At 33.1% G+C, this 23,884-nt stretch carries 16 protein-coding genes, 1 other RNA gene and 4 pseudogenes; 3 read left to right on the forward strand and 18 right to left on the reverse strand.

What is annotated here, in order from left to right; genetic code table 11:
- Window positions 1-153 precede the first annotated feature (153 nt).
- A complete protein-coding gene (locus F5ESL0246_RS03760; RefSeq protein WP_122018194.1) occupies window positions 154-1,839 on the forward strand; it encodes an NFACT family protein in 1,686 nt (561 codons plus the stop codon).
- Between the two features lie 55 nt (window positions 1,840-1,894).
- Here the strand turns inward: F5ESL0246_RS03760 and F5ESL0246_RS03765 are convergent.
- From F5ESL0246_RS03765 to F5ESL0246_RS03850, 18 genes and pseudogenes are all read right to left on the reverse strand, one after another.
- Window positions 1,895-2,795, reverse strand: a pseudogene (locus F5ESL0246_RS03765) (hypothetical protein).
- A gap of 145 nt (window positions 2,796-2,940) precedes the next feature.
- Window positions 2,941-3,795 (reverse strand): annotated as a pseudogene (locus F5ESL0246_RS08430) (ROK family protein).
- 107 nt (window positions 3,796-3,902) lie between these two features.
- A complete protein-coding gene (locus tag F5ESL0246_RS03775) occupies window positions 3,903-4,148 on the reverse strand; it encodes an HAD hydrolase family protein (protein WP_122018195.1) in 246 nt (81 codons plus the stop codon).
- Window positions 4,149-4,186: 38 nt separating this feature from the next.
- Window positions 4,187-4,474, reverse strand: coding sequence for a hypothetical protein (locus F5ESL0246_RS03780; RefSeq protein ID WP_122018196.1), 288 nt, complete (start codon window positions 4,472-4,474; stop codon window positions 4,187-4,189).
- Window positions 4,475-5,542: 1,068 nt separating this feature from the next.
- A complete protein-coding gene (locus F5ESL0246_RS08200; RefSeq protein ID WP_158592789.1) occupies window positions 5,543-5,698 on the reverse strand; it encodes a hypothetical protein in 156 nt (51 codons plus the stop codon).
- A gap of 17 nt (window positions 5,699-5,715) precedes the next feature.
- Complete coding sequence (locus F5ESL0246_RS03785; RefSeq protein WP_158593153.1) at window positions 5,716-6,033, reverse strand: CPBP family intramembrane glutamic endopeptidase; 318 nt, start codon at window positions 6,031-6,033, stop codon at window positions 5,716-5,718.
- Window positions 6,034-6,879: 846 nt separating this feature from the next.
- Window positions 6,880-7,814, reverse strand: a pseudogene (locus F5ESL0246_RS08435) (FAD:protein FMN transferase).
- Window positions 7,815-8,143: 329 nt separating this feature from the next.
- Window positions 8,144-8,999: pseudogene (locus F5ESL0246_RS03795) on the reverse strand (transposase); the annotation flags it as partial.
- A 173-nt stretch (window positions 9,000-9,172) separates the two neighbouring features.
- Entirely contained in the window at window positions 9,173-12,349 is a 3,177-nt protein-coding gene (locus F5ESL0246_RS03800; protein ID WP_122018198.1) for a carbamoyl phosphate synthase large subunit, read from the reverse strand.
- A gap of 2 nt (window positions 12,350-12,351) precedes the next feature.
- On the reverse strand, window positions 12,352-13,404 hold the full coding sequence (locus tag F5ESL0246_RS03805; protein WP_122018199.1) for a carbamoyl phosphate synthase small subunit: 1,053 nt from the start codon (window positions 13,402-13,404) through the stop codon (window positions 12,352-12,354).
- Window positions 13,405-13,408: 4 nt separating this feature from the next.
- Window positions 13,409-14,317, reverse strand: coding sequence for an RluA family pseudouridine synthase (locus F5ESL0246_RS03810; RefSeq protein WP_122018200.1), 909 nt, complete (start codon window positions 14,315-14,317; stop codon window positions 13,409-13,411).
- Entirely contained in the window at window positions 14,307-14,774 is a 468-nt protein-coding gene (gene lspA / locus F5ESL0246_RS03815) for a signal peptidase II (protein WP_122018201.1), read from the reverse strand. Before lspA ends, F5ESL0246_RS03810 begins: the two co-directional genes overlap by 11 nt.
- Before the next feature lie 6 nt (window positions 14,775-14,780).
- Entirely contained in the window at window positions 14,781-16,457 is a 1,677-nt protein-coding gene (locus tag F5ESL0246_RS03820) for a formate--tetrahydrofolate ligase (RefSeq protein ID WP_122018202.1), read from the reverse strand.
- A 491-nt stretch (window positions 16,458-16,948) separates the two neighbouring features.
- Window positions 16,949-18,169 (reverse strand): metallophosphoesterase, encoded by a 1,221-nt coding sequence (locus F5ESL0246_RS03830; protein WP_122018227.1) that lies wholly within the window; start codon window positions 18,167-18,169, stop codon window positions 16,949-16,951.
- Window positions 18,156-19,289: a class I SAM-dependent RNA methyltransferase gene (locus F5ESL0246_RS03835; RefSeq protein WP_122018204.1), complete on the reverse strand. Its 1,134-nt coding sequence runs from the start codon at window positions 19,287-19,289 to the stop codon at window positions 18,156-18,158. Before F5ESL0246_RS03835 ends, F5ESL0246_RS03830 begins: the two co-directional genes overlap by 14 nt.
- 66 nt (window positions 19,290-19,355) lie before the next feature.
- An RNA gene (rnpB, locus tag F5ESL0246_RS03840) (RNase P RNA component class B) lies at window positions 19,356-19,722 on the reverse strand.
- Window positions 19,723-19,751: 29 nt separating this feature from the next.
- A complete protein-coding gene (locus tag F5ESL0246_RS03845; RefSeq protein ID WP_122018205.1) occupies window positions 19,752-20,201 on the reverse strand; it encodes a DivIVA domain-containing protein in 450 nt (149 codons plus the stop codon).
- A 92-nt stretch (window positions 20,202-20,293) separates the two neighbouring features.
- Window positions 20,294-20,863: a DUF1273 domain-containing protein gene (locus tag F5ESL0246_RS03850; protein ID WP_122018206.1), complete on the reverse strand. Its 570-nt coding sequence runs from the start codon at window positions 20,861-20,863 to the stop codon at window positions 20,294-20,296.
- Between the two features lie 69 nt (window positions 20,864-20,932).
- Here F5ESL0246_RS03850 and recU point away from each other — a divergent pair, with 69 nt between their 5' ends.
- On the forward strand, window positions 20,933-21,565 hold the full coding sequence (gene recU / locus F5ESL0246_RS03855) for a Holliday junction resolvase RecU (protein ID WP_122018207.1): 633 nt from the start codon (window positions 20,933-20,935) through the stop codon (window positions 21,563-21,565).
- A complete protein-coding gene (locus F5ESL0246_RS03860) occupies window positions 21,555-23,876 on the forward strand; it encodes a transglycosylase domain-containing protein (RefSeq protein ID WP_122018208.1) in 2,322 nt (773 codons plus the stop codon). Before recU ends, F5ESL0246_RS03860 begins: the two co-directional genes overlap by 11 nt.
- The last annotated feature ends 8 nt before the right edge of the window (window positions 23,877-23,884 follow it).

Raw genomic sequence — 23,884 nt, forward strand, 5'->3', positions numbered from 1 at the left:
TAGTATACCAGCTTTGGTAAAATTTTGCTCAAAAAACTTAAATCTGTGCATATATAATTAAAGTACCCTATTTTCACATTGGAATTAGACTTGGGTTTACACTTTCTATCAAATAATTGCTATAATAGAAAACGTAATTTTGAGGTGATATTTATGGCATTCGATGGCTTATTCATACATAGTCTAATAAATAATATTAAACACACGCTGATTGGAAGTCGGCTTTCCAAAATTTATCAGCCATTTGATCAAGATCTAATCTTAACATTTAGAAAAAATCGAAAGAATTTGCAAGTTTTAATTTCTGTTAATGCACAATATCCTAGATTTTACATTACCGAGCAAACAATTGTTAATCCAGATAAGGCACCTACTTTTGTAATGGTGCTTAGAAAGTATCTTGAGGGCTCCGTATTGCAAGATATTCAACAAGTTGGTGTTGATCGAATCGTTAATTTTTATTTTAGTAATCGTAATGAGTTAGGAGACCAAATACAACTAGTTTTATCAATTGAATTAATGGGACGTCATAGTAATGTGATTTTATATGATAAAAAGAGTAATCGTATTATTGACTTACTTAAACGAATTAATCCAGAGGAAAATCGTGTTCGTTTACTTTTACCTAAAGCAAAGTATGAGCTTCCCCCGCTTATCCCTGGAATTAATGGGTTTAAGATAACTAAAGATGAGTTTAATAGTATGACCCGAACAACGACTGTCCAATCTTTTGTTCAAAAAGTTAGTGGTCTTGATCGTGATGATCGTAATGAATTAACGGGCTATTTAGAAGATGATTTTTCATACACTTCCTTTAAGACATTCTTATCTCAATTTGATAAAAAAGGTGCTTTTATTCTTAAATCGTCTGATAATAAGCGGAAAATTTTTCCCTATCTTCCTTACCATCTTGACTTAACAAAAGAAAGTGTTAAGTCTGACCTAAACCAGGCTTTAGATGAATTTTATCTTTATCAGTCTAATCGTGACTGGGTTAAGCAAAGATCTAGTCAAGTTGAACGAGTTATTAAAAATGAACAGAAAAAATTAACAAAGAAAATTACTAAGCTACAGACGCAGTTGGATCTTGCTGAGAATTCTGAAGGATATCGAATCCGCGGGGAAATTTTAAATGCAAATTTGAAACAAGTTCATTCAGGAATGACTAAAATTAGTTTACCTAATTACTATGAAAATAATCGACCAATTGAGATCAAGTTAGATGCAGCTCTCTCCCCTGCTCGTAATGCTCAGAAATATTTTACTCGATATAAGAAACTTCGTAATTCAATAAAGCATGTTAAGGAGCAGGTTAAAATTTCGCGACAGACACTTGAGTATTTTGATTCTGTCCAAACAGCGATTAATAATGCCGATCCGCAAGATATTGATCAAATTATAGATGAATTAACTGCTCAAGGATACATTAAACGTCAACAAAAACAAAAAAAAGTCAAAAAAATTACTGAACACAACTTAAATCGATTTCGTTTATCTTCTGGAAAAACTGTATTTGTTGGCAAGAATAATTATCAAAATGATTGGTTAACTTTTAAAAAAGCAAATAAACATGATATTTGGTTCCATGTAAAGAATATGCCGGGTTCACATGTGATTTTGCAAGACAATCAACCCAGTGATAGAGATATTGCTGAAACAGCAGAGATTGCTGCGTATTATTCTAAGGCAAAAGATTCTGCACATGTTCAGGTTGATTATGTTGAAGCCAAACGAGTTAAAAAGCCTAATGGTGCTAAACCTGGTTTTGTAATTTATACAGGTCAAAATTCAATCGAAGTCACGCCAAAAAAAGATAATATCCAACATAAAAAATTATAATAATTCAACTAAAAGTGTCTGGGAAAAAACTAGCTTCGTAGACAAAAAATATAGATCAAGAAATTCTTTTTAGAAATACTTGATCTATTTTTTCCTGTTTTGCTTTAAAAGGAGTCCCTTTGTCCCCCTTCTATTCCAATATTTGCTTAAGTTCATCATCATGAACATCAAGCAAATATCGTTTTCTACTTTTTTCTTTCCGCGTAGATGCGTTTGCCTGCTTTACTTTGGAGAGTTTGTTTGGCTTTTTCTTTTAAATATTGCCAGTTGGGATTATATTGCACCTGTCTTTGGCGCCCGCTCTTAGTTTTAGCTAGTTCGATCAGTTCATCTGTTAGCTGAAACTCATCTGCTTCATAGATTTTAAGATCAGATACTAAAACCGTGCTCTTATTTTTACGTTTGCCGTATCTTTAAAGTTGAAGCGTACGCTTTGCCAGTCTATGTAATAATCATCTTTTTCGTGATAAGTCCAGTTAGCCAGCTTGGTTGATCTCGGTGGCACTTTCTAGTTTGTTAGACCTTGACTAGTTTGCGCTTCTTCTTCAGTGATTGCTTGGACTACTTCTTTTTGAATTAGCTCATAATAAAGCTTAATTGCACTAATTTTTAATTTGGCATGAAACTTTTCCACTGCTTTTTTCCAAACAAAAATCTACTTGTTGGCATCACTGCAATTTTAGTCCCATCAATAAAAATGGCATCTTCTTTGATTAGTCCTTCTGCCAGAGAAAACACGCCAAAAATAAGCAAAAAGTAAAATTTTAAGCATCAAATTTAAGCATCCTAGCTGAGCGATAGGCTGGTCTACCGGCATTAGCTTGATTTTCAAGCATAACATTATCAGGAATAGAATCAAAAAAGTTACTGATAACTTGAGCAAGATAATTTTTAGGAATCGAAAAGTCTAAATTAAGTGTTAAAGTAGTTTGACCTGTGATATGATTTTGGTACATGAAAAGCCCACCTTTTTTTAATTGTAGTAATTTAATAATATCAAGGCTGGGCCAAAATGTATATAAAAAAATTCGCTAGAATTTAAAGATTCTAACGGATTTTTTGCTTTTTAATGTCTAGTTTTTTCCCAGACACTTTTTTACTCTATTGTTTTAATAAATTTTTCGCCAAAGCAAAATCACCAACTGTCGCTGAACCATTATCAGCAATTCGGGCATCACAATATATTTATCAAAACGGTAACATAATTATTTAGCATTTTACTAAAATCACGTCTAACCTTCTTTAAAAATTCTTCACTCACAACGTCACCACCAAAAACAATTTTATCGGTACTTAAAATCAAAGTAACTTGCAAAGCTGCTTGAGCAACATAGTAGCCCATAATATTCCAGACATGATCATCCAGCAGCACTTGTGCTCCAGGTTGAATATACTCGTGCTTCAAAAGTTGGACCTGAAACAAGCCCCCTCTAAGCAATCATGGTGAAACGGACAAACACCAGCAAAATCCAGGTCGTCTGGATGGCGCTTTAACAGAACATGACCCATTTCAGGATGTCCTTGACTTCCAATTAAATGGCTATTGATCAAGGCACCACCACCAACCCCAGTACCGATTGTGTAATACACCGAAGAATTAATATCTTCATTTAATAATAATGACATCACGTACTCACCATAAGCCGAGCCGTTAACATCAGTAGTAAAAAATATAGGAGGTACATTAAGTTACTCTTGAAAAAAGCCAACAAAATTAGTATTTTGCCATCTTTTTTTAGGTGTATCAGTAATTAAGCCGTAATTAGCTGATTGTTTACGAATTTTAATCGAACCAAATGAAGCAATACCAATTGCTTGAACAACAAACTGCTTAAAATAAACTGCAACCTTTTTTGAAGTTTATTGCGGTTTTGTCGTTGGTATTCTAATTGAATTCTTAATTTGATAATTTTCGTTGCCAACGACAAAAACAAATTTAGTACCGTCAGCTTCGATTTAGCCTAATAACATTTTTCTTACTTCTTATTTCTTTGAAAAACTTCAATAATTTCATGATTGGGTCCATAAAATTTAAAATAACTAATTCCTAGTTTGAGCGTATGCTAGTACTTTTGACAAATAGCACTAGGAATAGTTAAGTTGAATGCAATTTGACCAGCAAATTTACCATATTGACCATTAGTTGCAATTAATGAATTAATCTGATACTCTTTCATAAAATGTTGTACTTCAAATGCTGCTCGACCTGTACAAATAACAGGAACATTACCATTTGCTTTTAATTTATGCACAGCCTGACTTACTTCCAGTAAAATAGTTGATTTGCTAGACAATAAAGTACCGTCCATATCGAAAAAAACAGAGATTTAATCTTTTCCGCCAAAGCTTACTTTCTTAACACTATATTCTTAAACTCAACTTTGCCATTAGCAGCAACAACAGCTAAATCATCGCCAAATTTTTGATAGCCACGGGCTATCAAACTAATTCCATTAACTACCAAAACGAAAATATCATAATCAACTATTAATTTAACGTGCAGTTTCTTAAGGTTACTTTCAGGAAAAGGTCTATCAAGACCTTTGTTCATCATTTGGAACCACAGCCATTCAGGACTCTTGTCAAAAATTAAAAGCTGATCTTCTTTAGTGATCCCAGCCTGACACCAACACAAGTTGGGGCACTTAAGCAGGCTAAAACTTATATATTAGGCAACTGGCAGTTGATCGTAAATACTCAATATCGGTAATTCACAACTGAAGGTCACATCAGTCATTATTCAACAGAAGGATTAAGTTCAAGACCGCTGGGTTGGAACTGAAGTATTAGCTAGAAGTATTATCTTCCAGTTAAATGGTGGTAATATTGCTCAATATCTGCTCAAAGAACAAAGAAAAGCTACTAAAGAGCAACGAATCATGCAAGTAGATTACCGCTTTAAGGTAAAGAACTTGTTATTTGTAAGCAGTTTCAAGCAAATCTTGGCAATGCAGCCAAGACACACTACTGGGATCAAGGGATCATTAATGGTGGCCAGATATTATTTGACTTGCCCGAGCGAATAATTTAAAAAAGTGAAAACTGCAAATAGAGGAAGGCTAAAAGTTTATTACTTACAAAAAATTGACATTAACATCTATTGATTTATGCTGGCTCTTCAACTATATATTTGGTAAAATTATTCGTGAAGGGGATCTTACCGATTCATACGTCAATTTTATTTACTTGTTAATCAGACAAAAATAGGCCTTTTTCAATAGTAAATATAGATATTTACGGTCATTGTAGTGTATTTTATAATTATTAAATAGAGAAAATAGAAAAATGAAATTTTATACAGGATTAGTTTTGCTCTTTTTATTCATGCTTTCGTCGTTATTTGCATCATTGATTGATCTTATTGAAAAAAGAAATTTAAGGAAAAAGCAATCAAGGATAGAAATTATAAATGTTTGCTGTAGTATATTAGTTTTTACATATTTTTTTGTTCCTCGAAATGTTTTTTTAGGTCTGTCTATATTGGTTGTATTGGTTATTTATATCAATTCGATTATTATTGGTATAATAAATGATAGTTTCCATATCAAGCATCATATTATTAGAGCTTTGATAATATTGCTGATTTTTTTATTGCTGTATTGATTTAAAGTAGTATGCAGTTTCTCCACTATAAGTTTCGGTTGTAGACTTTATCCTGTTGATGAATACTTTGTAGTATTGTATTAGCAGGATTTAATTTTATTTAAAAGAAAAAAAGAGGATTTTTGACAATGCAAACTTCTTCTTCATTATTTTCAATTTCTGGTTTTTGATAAATTATTTTTATATTTATTTTATCAATGAAATCATTGTCAAAAGGAAAGTCCTTGTATAATTCATCTAAAATTGCGGTTTTCATTGTTAATATCTCCATAGTCAAAAAATAAATAAAATTACAAAATTTATAAATGAGTGTAATAATATACTGTTAATAACACTGTTGGTCCATAGTTGAATTAACATTAATGCAAAACTCATTATTGTAAAATAAATCAATCCAGTTATGCTGAAATCAGCATGTAATGAAACGAACAAAAGAGTACTGAAGATAATGCCTAAAACAATATGTCCTGATTCTCTTAATCCAGAAAAAACAACTTTTCTAGAAATTACTTCCTCAATAATCGGAGAAAATATTAAAGTATGAAAAATTGTTCTAGGATCAACCTCTTGCTTTGCATTGCCTGTCATCATAAGAAAAAATGAACACAAGAAAAAACGCCAAAAATAATTTGCAAAATGAAATTCTGAAATCATGTTTTTCAACAATTTTTGTATAAAAAATGAATACAATAAAAATAAACAAGGTTATTATATCTCGAGTCAGTTTAACAGAAAGAAGCTCAAATCTTCGAGATCTCAAGCATAATCTAAAAATTAATCTTATGCATATTTCATCAAAAAAATAAAATCCTACTGTCATCAAAATTTTTTTAATAGTAGTCTCAGTAGTTATAATTTTCATTTTCTTCCTTATTTTAAAATCAAGTTCGGAGCAATATATCAAAAAAGCTTGCAGCAAACACTTTTTTATTAACGTTGTAAATCACATCTAAAAGTTATTAATTTATAAACAATTTTTTGCTATTTTTATGCTCATGTATTAATGGCATATAAGTGTATTTTAACACCTTTGCTTAATAAAACAAAATTCTTCCTAAAAAATCACAGGCCAATTCCATCGACGAATCCTAAAATTTGCTCAAAACGAGCATATTATTAGCCCCGATATGGTGACTGCCTAGTTTTTTCTAATACCTAACAATAATTATTAATATACACGTCCTTGATTATTACTACAGTCTTATATTCTGCAAGAATACTCAATAAAATTTTTAAATGATTCTAATATTGTTGTTGATTATACTTTTTATTTATATAACAGCGTAAAAGCAATGCCTAATACTGTTGAGTTGAATTGAATTTCTTCTCATCTCACCAATATTCTTTGCTTCGAAAGCACAAAATTTGTCAAAAAGTATTAAACTTCAAAATGAAGTGTTTTTTATAAGGAATCGATATTAATATCAAGCTAGTTAATTAAACCTTATCAAATAAAATTTTATCATCATTGTATACAAAAACCGCTGCATAATAATCAGGGTTGTTAAGCCAACCTTTTAGAGGTTTTCCAGCAAAAAACAATTTTTTACATTCCACTTCAGCTTCCACCGAATCTTTTGTAAAAGCTGTTACACTCATAAGATTTGCATTTACAAGATATCCGGTTTTATCATCAAATATATGATGATATTTCTTATCATTAGCTTCTAAATATCTTTCATAAATCCCACTTGTAACAACCAGAGCATTCAGGGGTACTAATAGTTGCTATAGGGGTGCCCAAGAGGCCTAAAGATGGATCTTGGATAGTTCAAATTCAAGATCCATCTTTAGGATCTGGAGAATCACCAACGAACAATATATTCCCACCTAAATTAATTATTCCTTGATTAACACCAATGGACCTCCAAAAATCCCGAATTCTGTCAGCAATCCACCCTTTTGCAATTCCACCTAGGTCTATTTCCATGCCTTTTTAGTTAAAAACACTGAGTGATCATTATCATTCTGTTGAATGTTTTTAGGATTAACTAAACTAAGACTTGACTTTATTTCCTTTCCATCAGGAACTTTTGCATCGTTAAATCCTATATGCCATATAACTTAACTATTGGACCAATTAAAGCATTAAATCCAAAATTTTCTCTACTTTTCTTAATGGCTAATGGCTAACTTAATTAAAGAGTATGTTTCATTTGAAACCTTAACTTTTTTATCCCCTGCAAATTGATTAATTTGATAACTTCAGAATTATTCGAATTAACAGTTAATCTTTTTTCATAGCTATTTATTAAATCAACAATTCTTTTTATAATACCTTTTCTTTGGGTATCACAAATAGTTAATTCTATAGTAGCTCCCATAGTTTTATAACTATATGAAATATTTTTATTTGAATTATTATTACTCATAAATACTAATAAAATTCAATTAACAAGTCGGTCGAGTCAGTATTTGCCCAATTTTATGAAATAGATATCCTCCAGAATACTCTGCAGCCTCTTCATCACTTAAAACTTTAATTTCATGTTTTTTATCTTCCATTTTGAGCTTCCAAAAGTTAATAAGTGTCTGGGAAAAAACTAGCTTCGTAGACAAAAAATATAGATCAAAAATTTCTCTTTAGAAATACTTGATCTATTTTTTCCTATTTTTGCTTTAAAGGGAGTCCCTTTATCCCCCTCCTATTCCAATATTTGCTTAAGTTCATCATCATGAGCATCAAACCAACATCGGTTTCACCTTTTTTCTTGCCTAGTGAATGTGTCCTCCGCATACCAAATACACTCTTCATCTGTCCAAAGACTGGCTCGACATCTATTTTCCTGCAGCGTTTGTCTGTTTTACTTTGAAGAGTGACTTTGGCTTTAAACTTAAAATATTGCCAGCTGGGATTATATTGTACCTGTCTTTGGCGCACGCCTTGCCAGTCTATATAATAATCATCTTGTTCGTGATAAGTCCAGTTAGCCAGCATCGGCAACAATATTCTTGAACTTATCTAAAACAGTCATCTGCGCCAAAAAGGGTTTTAAAGTCTTAAAATTCGTTGGGTTAGGGTAAAGTGCATAATCTACCACATACTGATCGATAGTGGCAGCTTGAATATTATCCCCCGGTTTGAGATGACCATTCTTCATATGATTTTCTTTCATATGTATAAAAGTCGCATCATGGTCAGTTTTAGCATAGCTGTTACGCTCGCCAAATATTGTTTCTGCTTCTTCATACTTCTTAGCTCTAGGAATCAAGTCCTGACGCAATTTATGCCGGATCTTTTTGAGACCACGTCTTTGGCGTTTTTAGTTGAACCTCCAGGTACGACTCTTTAGGTTCAGCGATCATTGCTAGACCTTGACTAGTTTGCACTTCTTCTTCAGTGATTGCTTGAATTACTTCTTTTTGAATTAGCTCATCATAAAGTTTAATTGCACTAATTTTTAATTTGGCATGGACGCTAGATCTAAAGTTATTGATCGTATGATACGAAATATGCCTACCACCAGCAATGACATCATTGGTAAATTTTCTGCTAGCATTCTTTCAATCTTCCTGCCAGAGAAAACCCGTCGAGAATAAGCAAGCAGTTTGACCTGTGATATAATTTTGATACATGAAAAGCTCACCTTTTTTGTGATAAATTAATAATATCAAGGTTGGGGCAGAATATATATGAAAAATCCGCTAGAACTTAAAGGTTCTAACGAATTTTTTTGATTTTTAGTGTCTAGTTTTTTCCCAGACACTTACTTTTGCTTTAAAAGACTGGTTAAAGCGGTTGAGTTGTTAACGACAAAGATTCAAGCACCGTTAAGATTAGTTCAGTAGTTTCGATACTTGAAAAAACTGGTATATGAATATTAAGTGCGGCATCTCTAATCATAATAGCATCTTCGCTTGCACTATCTGATAAATTAGTGATATTGATAACCATTACGATCTTATGTTGGCGAATCTTTGCTAAGAGACTATTAGAACCATTATGTATTTTGGTAAGTACGCTAGTAGTAATTCCAGCTTCTGCTAAGTTATTTGCAGTTCCTTCTGTTGCAACTATTTTAAAGCCAAGGCGGTAAAAGCGTTGTGCTAAGTCCGTCATACGTTTCTTATCTTCATCACGAACAGATATAAAAATGGTACCAAAACTTGGAATTTTAAGTCCGCTAGCTTCATATCCTTTATATAAGGCTTTAGCTAGTTCGGTATCGCGTCCCATGACTGAACCAGAAGATTTCATCTTTGAATCAAAAGTATTGATGCTCTTATAGTTAATATACGAAAATACTGGCATTTTTACATGAATAAAGTTTGTAGAAGACCATAATCCGGATTTATAACCCAAGCTGGTAATGCTGTGACCAGCTAAAACGGAAGTTGCACATTCGGTAATATCTTTTCCCAATGCTTGGGATAGAAAAGCAATGTTATGCCCCGCATAAGGCTTAATTTGCAAAAGGTAAATATTTTTATCAACAATTAAAAAATGTAAGGTAAAAATACCTTTCATCTTTATCTTTTGAACCAACCTAGTTGTGTATGTTGTTAGCAATTTTTTCCCATTTTTAGAAAGATTGCGTGGTTTAAAAATTGCAATTGAATCCGATGCATGTGAGCCTGTTTGTTCTAAATGTTCAATGATTCCGGGAATTGTTACATCTTTTCCGTCTGAAATTGCCGTAATTTCATATTTATTTCCCTCAATAAAGTGAGATAAAGAAATTTTGGCCAACTGATTTTCTTCCAAATATTCTTGTAAAGCGGGCAGATCGTAAACAACTGCAGATTTTTGTTTAATACCTTTACTATTAAAACCACCAATTAAAATTGGAAAACCATGTTCATGAATAAAATCGTTAGCTTTCTTTTGATCAGTTGTAGTAATCAACGGATTTTCTTTTAAAAATTTTAGCGGTGATGATAATACTTGTTCAATTCTGTCTTTGACATTAATATTTTGATTTCCAAAAATGTTAAGTCCTCTGTTAATTAGTTTTTTAGCTAATGCATTGATCTGCTTACCAGAAAATTGCAATAAAACATCCTTAATATTTTCTTTTTTAGTAATTTGAAGAATATTTTCAATTGTAATTGGTTCAAAGTAAACTTTATCTGCCTTTTGATAATTTGTGGCAACTGATTCATCATTATTAGATAACAGAACTGTGGCATAATCATTATTATGTAAAGTCATTAAAGCATGGGTAATCATGTAATCAAATTCACTCGTAACTGAGACTTGTGATGGAAGCATTCCAATGACAAGCACCTTTTTATTGGCCTTTAGTGGTTTAGATTCATTTTGAACCCCAAAGGCATTGTAATATTGATGAGCATTAGGTTGATAAATTCCAGAAGAGCCATCAATTTGAATATAAGAAGGTTCAAGGTGTAAATTTTCAAGACGTTTATTTAAATCAGAGATATTGACATTTGATAAAGCAGAAATTAACGAATTGTTAAAGCCACGTATTTTAGCCTTTAAAAGTAAATGATCATCTATTTTTTCTGTCCGTAACTGTTGACCAATTTGAACTAAATACTCAAGTTTTTGATAATAAACGGGATGAATATGAGTTAGTGGTTGCACTTCTTGATAAGTAAAGCCTTGGCAAATTGCTGCTAATAGCTTAATCAAATGATGTTCATCTGGATGTAGCAAATCTTGGATAATTTCATTACGTGGCTTGGTTTTTTCTTTCTGATAAATTTCTAGAGCCATCTTAATATTGACAGTTGAAGCTAATCCTTTTAAAAAGGCTGTTTCAAAGTTCCGACCAATTCCGATTGCTTCACCACTAGCCTTCATTTTTCGACCTAAATTATAGTGATTACTTCCAGACTGTGTTAGCGACCAAAAAGGCATTCTAATTGCTACTTTGTCTAATGCAGGTTCAATTGCAGCATTAAGGCCAGATAATGGGTCAGTTATTTCATTTAGATGATAGCCAATTGCAATTTTGCAAACAATGTATCCCATATCATACAAAGAGGCTTTTTGCGACCAAATTGCACTGCGAGTTAATCTTGGTTTGATTGATAAAATTTTTACTGTAAACGAAGTCCCTTTGTGCTTAACTGCAAAATGCATATTTAATACGCCAACAATTTTTAAACTGTTCGCAATTTTTTTAGCAATTTGACGAATTGTTTGCACTTGATCATTATTGAGAGTTAACGCGGGCATTACTGCTGTCGAATCTCCAGAATTAATTGCTACAGGCTCAATAGTATCGGCTATTCCGGTGAAAATAATGTTACCAGCATTATCCCGAATCACATTAAGTAAAACTTCATTCCAAGAAGATAGATCTTCTGTTAAGCGATAATGTTTAATTGAAAAATCATGTCGTTGACGTTCCTTTTTTAAATAACCACTAACTTCTTTTGCACTATAAAAAATAATCCGTTTATTTTGAATGTATTGTTGTTCTTTAATTAATAAAACTGGAAAAGTTACCTTTGAATTTAATTCTTGCTCTAAATTATTATAAGTAAAATCGGATAAATTCCAATATCGATTAACAGATATATCGTTTTGCTCAAGAAATGTGGTCATTTTTTGATGACTATTAATCATGAGAGTTGAATCATTTACACCCAATAACCGAATACCCATTTGTTTTAAAATGCCATCTTTGATTAATTCGCGAGTTACTTTTAATCCAATTGTTGACCCGTAAACTGGAATAATAGCGCTAGGTTCTTCCATACGAATAATTCTTTTAAGAAAGTCAAGAGTCATTGGTTCTAGATAAACAGTTACTCCTGCTTTCTTATCGGTTGATATCGTCGCGGGATTAGGATTAACAAGAATAACGCGAATATCTTCTTCTAGGAGTGCTGTAATTGCATCTGAAATCAAGACGTCTGTCTCTGAGACTTTACCAATCAATGTTGGTCCAGAACCAATAATTAAAACTTTGTCTAAATCATTTTCTAAAGGCATGTTTACACCATCATTTTTACAAAATTATCAAAAATTTCAATTGCATCTAAACTACCTGGGGCTCCTTCTGCATTGAAAGCTGTCGCAATTACCTTGTTCTTAGTACTGAATCCAGCCAGTAATTCGCTATGAAGGTCATAATATTCATGTACCATAGGTAATTGAATGCTATTAGATAGAACAAGTTGATTGATATTCATTGCCACTTGCAAGATATGATTAGTATTTTGATCAATTACGGGATAATTAGTTCCATTATATGGCTCAGGTAATTTAACTAATTGAAGTTTTAAATAATCGCTTAATGCTAAAAAACCTAATCCGATTGCCCAAATTGGCTTTTTAGTATAAAAAGTATCAAAAATGGACTTAAGATCTTCTCTAACTTCCTCTACTTTGCCCGGCCCACCAGAAATTATAATTCCATCAGGACGTAAATTTTTGATGTCCGGAACTAATGTATTATAAGGAAAAACTGTAGCATTGATTTTTCTTAGCGATAATTCACGCAACATTGAATGTTTAAGTCCTAAATCTATAATAGCTACTGTTTTACCAACATTTGGAACAGCATAAGCATTTTTTGTCGAAACAGTTGCCGATCTATTTTTTGGCAAAACTAATGCTTTAATCTGGTCAAAAGCGTGTTCGTCATTTGTATCCATAATCGAGGCTTTAATTGTCTTTTCTTTAGTTAATCGATGAACTAATGCTCGCGTATCAACATTATAAATTAAAGGAATATTTTTTTCTTTTAAAAAAGAATCAAGATCTTGAAAATTTTCACTATCAGAAATATTAAGTGCAATATCGTTTGCAATAATTCCCTTAACTGATGGGTTAATGCTTTCGTAATCGATTGCGTTGATTCCGTTACCACCAATCATAGGCGCAGTAAAGATTAAAATCTTTCCAGCGTTTGTAGGGTCTGTTAAAGCCTCCTGATAACCAAAATTACTGGTTTGAATTGCTAATTCACCTGTAGAAATAATTGAAGAGCCTAAACTTTCACCAGGAAAAAAGCAACCATCTTCAAGAATCAAATATCGTTTCATTTCATCACTTTGTTTCTCTTAATTGAGATATGGTTTTGTTAAAAATTAGTGGAGGTTCTACTTCGAACTCAAGCCACTGGTTAGTGTGTGGTTGATTAAAACCCAAACGGGCAGCATGCAAAAATTGACCATGACCTTTTAATGTGTGGTGAGGTCCATATAACGGATCACCAGCTACAGGATGCCCAATGTATGCCAAGTGAACTCTAATTTGATGTGTTCGTCCGGTCTCTAACTGGCAACGGATTAAACTATACCCATTAAATTGTTCTAAGATTTCAAAATGGGTACGTGCCTTTTTACCATTTTCAATTACGGCCATTTTTTTTCGATTAACACGATCTCTACCGATAGGAGCATCGATTACTCCTACTTTTTCATTAAAATTACCATGAACAATAGCAAGGTATTGTCGTTTATTAGTTTTGTGTGCCAATTGCGATTCCAAACTTATTCGAGCATCAGCATTTTTGGCTACCATCAATAATCCTGATGTATCTTTGTCAATTCGGTGAACAATTCCAGGACGGAAACCTTCAGGACTTTTGGCTAAACTTTTGGTATGAAATAACAGTGCATTAACTAAAGTATGATCGGGATGTCCTGCTGACGGATGAACTACCATACCCTGAGGCTTATTGACCACAATCACGTCATCATCTTCATAAATGATTTCTAATGGAATATTCTCTGGTGAAATATTTAATGGTTTGAGCATGGGAACAGTAATAGAAATATAATCATTGATCCGGACTTTATAAGATGCTTTTTCATTTTTTCCGTTTACGAAAATTTGTTTTCCATCAATTAATTCTTTGACGCGAGAACGTGAAAGCGTTGGTATTTGAGTTGTAATATATTTATCAAGTCTACCATTTAAGGCAGTAACTTTGATGGTATATTTATCCGACATTTTTTTGTTCACCTTCATCAATAAATAGAAGATAAAGAAATACAAGAATAATTCCAATAGTAATTGCCGCATCAGCTATATTAAAAATATTAAATTGAATAAAATCTACTTGAATCATATCAATCACATACTTTAGATGGATCCGATCAATTAAGTTGCCAATTATTCCCCCTAATACAAGAGCAATTCCCCAATTAAAAGTTTTACTGTTATATTTATTTTTAAAGAGAAAACAAATGCAAACAATAATTGCAAAAAAACTAATTATGTAAAAGAAGACCATTTGTCCAGTTAAAATATTCCAAGCTGCTCCGTTGTTTTGAACATATGTAAAAGAGAGAATTGCAGGAATTATTTGATGAATTTCTCCAATATGGTAAGTAGCAGCTATATAACTCTTAAGAATTTGGTCTGCCACCACAACAATGAATGTGATGATTAAATAGAAAAATTGCATAGCTGTTTAAAATAACCCACTAATTTTACCGTCATTATCAACATCAATATCAAGAGCTGCTGGATGTTTTGGTAGTCCCGGCATATCTAAAACATGACCAGTAGTGATTACAATAAACCCTGCCCCATTCTTTAGACTAGCACCTTTAACATGTAAGGTGAAATTAGTGGGCGCACCTAATAACTTTTGATCATCTGTAAATGAATATTGTGTTTTAGCAATAATAATTGGCAATTTATCTTTTCCAAGCTTTTCTAAAGCTAAAATATCTTTTTCTGCTTGTGCGCTGTATTCAACATTCTTAGCATGATAAATTTGCTCTGCCACTTTTTGAATTTTTATTTTAACCGGATCAGTTTTTTGATAGGTTGGTTGTAGATGAGCTTGATTTGAATTTGCAAGATCAACTACTGCTTTAGCTGCTTCAATTCCACCTTTTGATCCTTGTTCGTGATAATTAACAACTAAAGCTTGTAATCCGTGTTTTTTTACTAGGTCTTGTAATAGTTTTAATTCGTTAGCACTATCACTAGCAAAGTGATTAATAAGCACAATGACTGGAATATTATAGTTACGCATGTTATTCATGTGGCGTTCAAGATTTTGGAATCCAGTGCGTAAAGAAGTAAGATTTTCTTCATTAAGATGTTCAGTAGAATGTTCAGCTTGGTATTTTAGCGCCCGAATTGTTGCAACAACAACACATGCATCAGGCTTTTTGGCTAAATTTTCACTCACAAAATCCATGAATTTCTGACCACCAAGATCACTACCAAATCCGGCTTCGGTTAATACATAATCACTTAAATGAAGAGCTAAGTTCGTAGCCATAACAGAATTTGCACCATGAGCAATATTAGCAAAAGGACCACCATGAACTAATGCTGGTGTGTGTTCCATAGTTTGGACTAAATTAGGCTTTAATGCATTAGAAAGTAGAGCGGCAATTGCACCTTCAAAACCTAGATCTTTCACATATACGGGAGTATTATCTTTTGTGTATCCAATAAGCATTAAGCCGATCCGTTTTTTTAGATCGTTAATATCAGTGGCTAAACACAAAATCGCCATTAATTCATTGGCAACGGTAATTGCAAAGCTGGATTTATGTTCAACACCATTGAATTTTGACCCTTGTCCAATAGTAATTGAGCGTAAACTACGATCATTGACATCAATTCCCCGTTTTAATAATATTTTGTTAGGATCAAGACCGATTTCGTTACCTTGATAAATGTAATTGTCAACAAGTGCTGCCAAAGTATCAATAGCTGAAGTTAATGCATGCATATCTCCAGTAAAATGAAGATTAATATCCTCCATCGGAATAACTTGAGCAAGTCCACCACCTGTTGCCCCACCTTTTAAACCAAAGACCGGTCCCATTGATGGTTCACGCAAAGTAATCATTGTCTTTTGATGTAACTGATTATTAATTGCGTCACCTAACCCAATGGTCATTGTTGATTTGCCCTCACCTGCTGGTGTGGGAGAAATTGATGTTACTAAAATTAGCTTTCCTAATTGCTTTTTACTAGAAACTTGTTTAATAGTTTGCCAATTTATTTTAGCTTTATCGTTACCATAAAATTCAAGATCATTTTCATTTAAACCAACTTTAGCGGCTATTTCGTTAATAGGTAATGCGTGGGATTCTTGTGCAAGTTGAATATCTGTTTTCATTGCGCATGCCTCTTTCTATAAAAATCAAATTATCATTTTTCAAAGTCTCTTTTCATGATTAGAATTTAAAAACCTCCTTTGATTTAGACAAACTTTATTATAACAAATTTTGATTATTACCAATAAGATTTGTTAAATTGTTACTTTTTTTCAATGCGTAGTAAATAGTATTTTTCTATATCAGTTACTCTTATTCTATATATTTTGAACCAGTAATGTTGAGAGTACAACTTAGGTTTATTAGCAGTAATTATTTTTGATTTAAACGGCAATTTTAAACTCTGAGCATTCCAATACGAATTGAAATAAGTATAAATAATTAATAAAACAAATATTACCATACAAATAATTGCTGGGTAGCAAATTACTTTAGTTCCTTCAAAAGCAAAAATCCAGCTTAAAAAAAATATGATTAACAGCCAACTAAAATATATAAGGCCAACACGGCCTAGTATCACAAAGTGTTTTTTTCTCATTAACAGCCTCTAAATTTAATATTTTATTTCAGAAACTAAATTTGTGTGTTCTGTTGTGTCATATAAAGTTTTCAAATACTCACTGAATCTTGGACGTTCTTGTAAAAGTGTTTGAAATGCAGTTGATGAATAAAGGTGATTAAGTTGACTTCTACTAATATGATTATGTCCCGTGAAATAATTATAATTCATCTCAATCAGCAACTTGTTAACTGGCTGAAACTTTCTGTCAGCTAATGGATCTTTTTGATCTGAATTTTTAGACAAATTTCGTAACTGAATTTTTTTCAAATACTCATGAAAATGTGTTAATACATAATTTTGACGTTGCTTTTTTGTTAAAAAAGGAATCATATTAAATTTTTTTCTGTCATAGCGCACAGAGGTTGGACTAACTTTCACGACACCAAATGCCTGATCATATGAGCAAAAACTAGAAGTTACAATTTCAGTAGTAGGTGTTAATTTTTGAGGGCCGATAATATTCTGGGCATGGATATGGCCAGAAAAGACCACTTTCACATTATACTGCTGACACAATTGTCTGATTGCTGGTGCATTGTCAAGCACGAATCCTTGGTTAACAGCAGGGTTGTGAACATATAGGTTATGGTGCATGAACAACAACGGTCGTAAATGGTGACTATGAGCGTATTCTAGTTGCTTTTTAAGCCAAGAAAGTTGCTTAGTACCAATCTTGCCAGCAGTTTTAGGTGCTCCAGAGGCCGGCTTATAACCATAGGTATTGGAATCTAGCAAAAGTAGTAAATATTGCGGATTCAGTTGCACACTGTAAGCTAATGAATTATTATCTTTGTCCAATGCACAGTCATAGGACAAAGTAAAAATTTGTTGCCAATTATCAGGACTAATTTGCTTAGCGTAAAGTTGTTGGTTATCTTTAAATTTTCTTGCCCAACCGTCAAAAATATCGTGGTTTCCGGGAAGCAATAATATCTTTGTATCAGTTAATTTGCTAAAAATTTCTTGAAAGCGTAGCGCTGATAACAGTTCGCCATTAAATGTTACATCACCAGTAACTATAATTGCTGAAGGCTTTTTTTCATTAGCCATTTTGCAAAAAGCTGTCAACGCAACTTCTTGGTAATTTAGGTCTTTTCCTTGGCTTGTATCCTGTATTAATTTGAAAGCTTTGCCATTATCGTGAAGACTATCAGCAATTAGATGTGTATCTGTAATTACCCAAAACTCGGTATTTAAATCATTTGAAATCATTTCTATTAGACCAATATTGATAAAAATCAACTCGTAAATTTCCATTAAATAATTTACGCTTCTTTGTTGCACTTTTACCAAAAAACTTTTCAAAATCTGGGTCGCCCACCAAATAATATTGACTAAAACTATCATACTTTAGCAAGGCTTCCCCCATTTGCGTAAACAATGCTTCCGCAGACTGTTTGTCTTTTAATCGTTTACCATATGGTGGATTAGTAATTATTATTCCATTAGTCATTTCAGTAGTAAAATCCTTAATGGCAATTTGTTTAAAGTAAATATCTTGCAAAACACCAGCATTATTTGCATTTAGTTTTGCAATTTCTAAAATTGATTGATCAATATCGCTTGCCCAAATAGGTTGTTGTAAAGGTTTGATTTGTGCTTTGGCCTCAATTAAGGCATTTTTGTGCAAAGTAGGATCGAACCAATCAAAATTATCAAAAGCAAATTGTCGCCATGAACCTGGGGCAATATTTTTTCCAATTAGTGCTGCTTCAATTGCTAAGGTACCCGAACCAGTCATAGGATCAATTAGAGGGTGGCTACCATCATAAGGTGTTAATTTAAGTAACCCGGCAGCAAAGTTTTCTTTTAATGGTGCACCACCATGCTCAATTCGGTAACCGCGCTTAAATAAACTTTCCCCACTCGTATCAAGTGAGATACGAGCTGTATCTTTATAAAGGTGTACGTCAAGTGGGTAGACATTTCCACTTTCTGGTAAAAAGCCACGACGATGATATTGATCAGACATTTTATTGACGATTGCCTTTTTGACAATTGATTGAATCCCAGGTTCGGAATGAAGCTTTGAACGGACGGATCGTCCTTGAACTGGGAATTTAGCATCAACTGGCAGTAACTCTGCCCAATCAATTTCATAAACGTTGTTATACAGTGTTTCAAAATCTATTGCTTTAAATTCTTTTAACAATATTTTAACTCGGTCTGCTGTTCGTAACCATAGATTTGTTTTAACGATATCCCTCTGACTACCTTTAAAAAACACACGCCCATTTTCAGTTCTTGTGTCATACCCTAAAGACTGTAATTCTTTGGCCACCACGCTCTCAAAGCCCGCGCCCATGGTTGCGTATAATTGATATTTTTCCATTAATTGTCTCTTTCATTTTAAAAAAGCGTTGAGCCTTTTTAAAAGCTCAACGCTGCCAGTGTAAATTTTTATAAGCCACGTTCTGTTCAAATGATTTTGGCAAAATCACCTTTAGCAGCCATCTATCTTTGCTATTAAAAATAACAATCTAACCTTTAGTTCATTTTCTTAGGTTTAGACGCCCCCACCAAGTTTGGGTTGCACGCTCGCAGGGTTTACCTCGTTCCACCGATAACGTTTCCATTACCGCTTCGTCACTGTGGCACTTTTCAGAATATTCATGCATATTTTAAAAAACTTAGCATTTTTTTCGCCGTGATAAAAATCCTTTAGTTTGTTAGACTAAATACGATCACTACAAGCATCGCAGCTTGTGCGTGCGTGGACTTTCCTCAGCTCAATCTAACAGACTGAACCGCGACTGCTCAAAATTTACACCAACGAAAATTATACCAAAGCTACCTACTTTTGCAACCCATATACTCGTTGCTCAAGATTATATACCTTTCGTTCCAATGCAGAAATTCTTTGAATTATTGCCATATTTGTCGAGCTTTCAGTTTGAGGTGCTTCGTTTATTAGAGGACTATATAATCCTGAGTAATTTTGTTTTGGTGAACTATAACTATAAGTTGGTATAGTATCCTTAACGTCACTGTGAGTGGCATCATTAGCTGGTTTAACTTTAAGTACCTCTTCTTTTTTTTGACGTTGATCGTTCATTAACTCGCCTTGAAGTTTACCAATTTGACCATATAAATCTTCAATAATTTGTTCAAATGTATCATAATCAGCAATTACCTTATCCAGGAACGCATCAACTTCGTCAGGATCAATACCCTTAACCTTAGTTCTAAATTGCTTTTTTAAGATATCTTGTGTTGATAACTGGATATCATTTAAATCTGCCATAAGCATGACAACTCCTTTGTTAATCTTCTCTATTTTAGCAAAAAGTTTAGTTGCTTAAAACCTCTAAAGCAACTTTAGGAAAAGCTTTAAAATTACTTTTCAAAATAATTATCTTTTTGCTTAGATTGAAATTCTTCTGCTGCATCTTGTAAATCGTAAAAATCTATTAATTCTAAAGGATAATCTTTGCTTACTTGGTATTGTTTGATTAACTCATAATCAAATTTAGGTTTACCTAAATGATCAGGATCATATACCATTAATGCTTCATCTGTATGCATTAGCATGAAATTTTGATAATTTCGTAACTGTACCGAACCTTGATAAGGTTTATTTGAAGTAGAAGCAAAAAAGTCAACTTTACTTTGCAATTGCGCAAAATCTTTTTGATGCTTCTCATTCCATCGATGTGCAAAGTCTTCATAGGGAACGATAATTGAAATTTGCAGTGGATATTTCTCTCGTAATTCAAGGGCTACTTCACACGCCCATTGATCAACCCCAAGATTTGCTCCTGTGATCAGCCAATCAAGCCGATTATTTTCGAGCAAGGTGATTAATCGTTCTTTAAGTGCAAACTTAATTATTTCTATTTTGGGATCTTTATCACCAAAAGTATTTAATTCAAAATTTCGATATCCCGTGACCCATAGACGTTGCATTGTGAAAGAGATGGCTCCTTGTTCAAAAATTTTCCCTTTATTGCTATAATGCTAACAGGAGTGAGAAAGATGGTCAAATATCCAAATGGTAGTTCTGCTGTTTTTTTTAAATCAGCAAACGAATCTGAACTCAGAAAAAAATATAATCATCGAAAAAATATTGATTTTTCCGATCGCGGTATGAACCTCGAACAAATGATTAACGAATCAAATAAATATTATCGGATAAAAGAAATAGCAGTTGTTCATAAAAAACCAACTCCAATTCAAATTGTAAAAGTTGACTACCCTAAGCGGTCCAGGGCTGTAATTAAAGAAGCATATTTTCGTCAGGAATCTACAACAGATTATAATGGGGTATACGATGGTTACTATTTAGACTTTGAGGCTAAAGAAACTAAAAATAAAACTAATTTCCCATTAAAAAACTTTCATGAACATCAAATCGTTCACCTAGCAGAATGCTTGAAGCAAAAAGGGATTTGCTTTACAATTATTGGCTTTACGAGTCTAAATCGTTATTTTGCTACTCCAGCAAATAGGATTGTTAAGGCTTGGTGGAAGAAAGATAGAAGTTCATTAACTTTAAAAGAAATAAAGGATTGGTCAGTCGAAATTGAAAGTGGCTTTCAACCTACCCTACCTTATTTGAAAGCTGTCGATCAATTTATTGCAGATAGGAAAGCAAATAATGGCAGATAAAAATTATGGCTCAAACAATGAACGTGAATCTCGAAAAAAATACAGACAAAATTTGCCTAAACCTTTTTGGCAAAAAGCAATTAAATGGTTCTTTCTAGTCGTATTTCTGTTGCTACTTTCAGGCGTTGGAATATTTGCTTATTACGCCAAAGATGCTCCAAATATTAGTCAATCTCAGTTAGAAAGTGGCGGGTCATCTGGGATATATTCGACTAATGGTAAATTTATCTTATCCTTAGGTTCAGAAAAAAGAATTTATGTTAAAGATAGTTCTGATTTACAACTTTTAAAAGACGCAATTGTTTCAGTTGAGGATAAACGTTTTTATCGAGATAAGCTTGGTATTGATCCAATTAGAATTATTAGTTCGATGTTACTTAATGCTAAAAGCAATAGTATTTCAGCTGGTGGATCCACTATCACGCAACAATTAGTTAAATTAACAGTTTTTTCGACTGATGCCTCACAAAGAACATTTAAACGTAAAGCTCAGGAAGCGTGGCTTGCCATGAGAATACAACGTGAATATACTCATGATGAAATCTTAGAATTTTATATTAATAAGGTTTACATGAATTATGGTAATTATGGTATTGGTACCGCAGCTAATTACTATTATGGCAAAAAAATTGGCGAATTAGATTTAGCACAAACTGCTTTATTAGCGGGTATACCGAACAGACCAACATCATATAATCCATATGTATATCCAAAGTATGCAAAGTATCGACGTGATATTGTGTTAAAAGCGATGCTTGATAATAAAAAAATTTCACAAGAGCAGTATGATAACGCACGCCATGAAAATATAAAAAAGGGATTAATATATCATAATCAAAGAAATCAATCTAATCTACGAAAAATTGATGATCCATATATTAAAGAAGCGATTGCAGAGGTTAAATCTAAAGGTTTTGACCCTTACCGCGACAATTTAAAGATTACTGTTAACATTGATCAAAAAGCGCAGAACAAACTCTATCAGTTGGCCAACAGCGGTGAAATACCATTTACTGATGATAAGATGCAGATTGGTGCTTCAGTAATTGATCCAAGTAACGGACATGTTGTTGCAATTATCGGTGGACGTAAATTGCCCTCTACAGTTCAACTAGGACTTGACCGAGCAGTACAAACAAGTCGTTCAACCGGATCTTCAATTAAACCAGTTTTAGACTATGCGCCAGCAATTGAATACTTGAATTGGTCAACAGCAAAAATGATTGATGATAGCAAATACATTTATCCAGGTACAAATGTTCAATTATACGATTGGGATAATAAATATGACGGTATGATGACAATACGACATGCATTAGAACAATCACGAAATGTACCAGCAGTTAAAACCTTAAAAGAAGTTGGCGTGCCACGAGCATCAAAGTTTGCTGATAAAATGGGGATTAACGTCCCATCAAGTTCAGGTTTATCTGTTGCAATTGGTGCACAAGCATCTAGCTTACAAATGGCAGGAGCTTTTAGCGCGTTTGCATCAATGGGTGTTTATCATAAGCCTCAATTTGTTTCTAAAATTGAAACGCCAGATGGTTTAACGAGAAATTATGACTCCGCAGGTATACGAGTTATGAGTAAATCGACAGCATATATGATTACGGATATGCTCAAAGGTGTAATCACACATGGCTCTGGCACTAATGCTAGAATTGATGGCTTGCACCATGCCGGAAAAACTGGTTCTGTTAAGTATTCTGAAGAAGATCTTGCGCGCTATCCAAGCTATGCTGCTACACCTAAGGATTCATGGTTTGTTGGATATACTCAAAGATATTCAATTGGCGTTTGGACTGGTTATGATAATTTACGAGATGGAACAATTGCAGGGATCGGGCAACAATCGGCACAACTATTTTATAAAAGTATGATGTCCTATTTAATGCAAAACAAAGAAAATGAAGATTGGCAGAAACCGAATTCAGTTATTCGTGCAAAGATTGCGCATAACTCTAATCCACCAGAAGTTTCTTCAACTGGGGATTGGCAGCTATTTGTTCGTGGGCATGCTCCAGCTGGAATTATTGATGATAGTAGTGAGTATGATGACGAAGATGAACAAACAGATACTAACAATTCAACTCCGAATACTGTTGTGTCCAACCCCCCAGCAACTGAACAAAAGAGTATAAACGAACCCACTACTCAAAATAGAAATTTTCAACATAATTTAGGAGAAAAAGATCGAAAATATCAAAAGCCCGATGATAGTTCTGCAAAGTCTGGCCAGATTAATACTGAAAATAAAAGTTCTAAAGATAATCACACAGCAACATTGAACGATAATCATGATCATTAATTCAAAAA

This window comes from Lactobacillus sp. ESL0246, assembly GCF_003692965.1.
Classification (GTDB): Bacteria; Bacillota; Bacilli; order Lactobacillales; family Lactobacillaceae; genus Lactobacillus.

Bases quoted from the DNA above. Each gene is read 5' to 3' on its own strand.
- F5ESL0246_RS03760 (WP_122018194.1), top strand. From the start codon at position 154: ATGGCATTCGATGGCTTATTCATACATAGTCTAATAAATAATATTAAA.
- F5ESL0246_RS03775 (WP_122018195.1), bottom strand. From the start codon at position 4,148: ATGGACGGTACTTTATTGTCTAGCAAATCAACTATTTTACTGGAAGTA.
- F5ESL0246_RS08200 (WP_158592789.1), bottom strand. From the start codon at position 5,698: ATGAAAACCGCAATTTTAGATGAATTATACAAGGACTTTCCTTTTGAC.
- F5ESL0246_RS03785 (WP_158593153.1), bottom strand. From the start codon at position 6,033: ATGATGACAGGCAATGCAAAGCAAGAGGTTGATCCTAGAACAATTTTT.
- F5ESL0246_RS03800 (WP_122018198.1), bottom strand. From the start codon at position 12,349: ATGCCTTTAGAAAATGATTTAGACAAAGTTTTAATTATTGGTTCTGGA.
- F5ESL0246_RS03805 (WP_122018199.1), bottom strand. From the start codon at position 13,404: ATGAAACGATATTTGATTCTTGAAGATGGTTGCTTTTTTCCTGGTGAA.
- F5ESL0246_RS03810 (WP_122018200.1), bottom strand. From the start codon at position 14,317: ATGTCGGATAAATATACCATCAAAGTTACTGCCTTAAATGGTAGACTT.
- lspA (WP_122018201.1), bottom strand. From the start codon at position 14,774: ATGCAATTTTTCTATTTAATCATCACATTCATTGTTGTGGTGGCAGAC.
- F5ESL0246_RS03820 (WP_122018202.1), bottom strand. From the start codon at position 16,457: ATGAAAACAGATATTCAACTTGCACAAGAATCCCACGCATTACCTATT.
- F5ESL0246_RS03830 (WP_122018227.1), bottom strand. From the start codon at position 18,169: ATGATTTCAAATGATTTAAATACCGAGTTTTGGGTAATTACAGATACA.
- F5ESL0246_RS03835 (WP_122018204.1), bottom strand. From the start codon at position 19,289: ATGGAAAAATATCAATTATACGCAACCATGGGCGCGGGCTTTGAGAGC.
- F5ESL0246_RS03845 (WP_122018205.1), bottom strand. From the start codon at position 20,201: ATGGCAGATTTAAATGATATCCAGTTATCAACACAAGATATCTTAAAA.
- F5ESL0246_RS03850 (WP_122018206.1), bottom strand. From the start codon at position 20,863: ATGCAACGTCTATGGGTCACGGGATATCGAAATTTTGAATTAAATACT.
- recU (WP_122018207.1), top strand. From the start codon at position 20,933: ATGGTCAAATATCCAAATGGTAGTTCTGCTGTTTTTTTTAAATCAGCA.
- F5ESL0246_RS03860 (WP_122018208.1), top strand. From the start codon at position 21,555: ATGGCAGATAAAAATTATGGCTCAAACAATGAACGTGAATCTCGAAAA.